Annotated in this window: 2 protein-coding genes; both read left to right on the top strand. The window is 69.3% G+C overall.

The window, feature by feature from the left end; translation table 11 throughout:
- Positions 1-50 precede the first annotated feature (50 nt).
- Positions 51-374 carry a transposase gene (locus LDL49_RS56470; RefSeq protein WP_090774306.1) on the top strand — a complete coding sequence of 108 codons (324 nt, stop codon included), beginning with the start codon at positions 51-53 and terminating at the stop codon, positions 372-374.
- Between the two features lie 41 nt (positions 375-415).
- On the top strand, positions 416-771 hold a 356-nt coding region (locus LDL49_RS56475; RefSeq protein ID WP_225303203.1), incomplete at its 3' end, for an IS3 family transposase.

The following is a 771-nucleotide window of genomic DNA, read 5'->3' on the forward strand; positions in this document are numbered from 1 at the left end:
TGGGCTTCCCCTTCTAGCGTGGAGATCTGACCTAAGGAGAAGGTTGGGTCGTGGGAGAGACCAGACGCAGGTTCGATCCGGAGTTCCGCGCGGGCGCGGTGCGCATCGTGCGGGAGACAGGAAAACCAATCGCGCAGGTCGCCAAGGATCTGGGCATCAATGCGGGCACGCTGGCCAACTGGGTGCAGATGGACCGGCTGGCCCGCGAGCAGGACACCAACGGTGGTGAGCTGGCCGAGTCCGAGCGGGAGGAACTCGCCAGGCTGCGCAGGCAGCGGGCTGAGTGGGCCAAGGAACGCGCCGAGCTGGAGATGGAGCGCGATGTCCTCAAACGCTCGGTGGTCTTGTGGGTTCGAGAGGCGATGGGCCGGTAGGCGTGGCGGCCTTCATCAGCTCCCAGAAGACCGATCATGGCGTGCCCCACGCGTTGACCTGCCGGGCCTTGGGCGTCTCTCCGTCCTGGTACTACAAGTGGCGCGACCGGGCGCCGACGGCCCGCCAGCGGCGACGCGCGGACCTGGACGCGCATATCGAGGCCAGGTTCTCCGCCTCGGGCGGCACCTACGGCAGCCCGCGCATCACCCGTGACCTGCATGAGGCGGGATGGCGGGTATCGGAGAACACCGTCGCCGGCCGCATGGCCGAGCTCGGGTTAGCCGGCCGTGCGGCCAGCAGACGCCGGTCGCTGACCCGTCAGGGCAAACGGCCCGCTGCGCCCGACCTGGTCCGGCGCACGTTCACCGCGGTCGCGCCGGACGTGTTGTGGTGCGG

The sequence above is a fragment of the Nonomuraea aurantiaca genome (genome assembly GCF_020215705.1).
GTDB classification, from domain to species: domain Bacteria; phylum Actinomycetota; class Actinomycetes; order Streptosporangiales; family Streptosporangiaceae; genus Nonomuraea; species Nonomuraea aurantiaca.